1 pseudogene is annotated in these 484 nt (G+C 30.6%); it reads right to left on the bottom strand.

Going from position 1 to position 484, the window contains the following annotated elements:
* Window positions 1-416, bottom strand: a pseudogene (locus COL05_RS30760) (penicillin-binding protein); the annotation flags it as partial.
* Window positions 417-484 lie beyond the last annotated feature (68 nt).

Consider the following 484-nt stretch of genomic DNA (forward strand, 5'->3'; position numbering starts at 1 on the left):
ATCCAAAAATCTTTTTTATCTGTTTCTGTCAACTTATCTATATCTTCTTGTGACATTTCTATTAACTGAGCTAACTGTCTTGCTACTTGTAAAACTTCTTTCGAATCTACTCCTTTCATTTTCGTATATGTAACGGTTCGTAGCGGTTTGTTATTTACAATCACTTGACCTTGCCGATCAAACATTTTCCCTCTTGGAACAGGAGTGCTTACCGTTACATCTTCCTTTTTGTTCACTTCATTTCTATACGTTTCTCCATCAATGATTTGTACTTTACCTAATTGAATTATAATAGCTGAAAATAAAAGAAAGACGATAAAAAATAGTACATTTAATCGAAAAGGAATATGAGTCTTTTTCTTTTTCGATTGTTTCTTCTGCTCCTTTTTCTGTCTCATTTCGCTCCCTCGCTTCATTCTATAACATTTCTACATAGAACCATTATGTATCAAATTTATTTATATGATATATATAGAATTTTATA

It is taken from the genome of Bacillus sp. AFS059628, assembly GCF_002571225.1.
Classification (GTDB): domain Bacteria; phylum Bacillota; class Bacilli; order Bacillales; family Bacillaceae_G; genus Bacillus_A.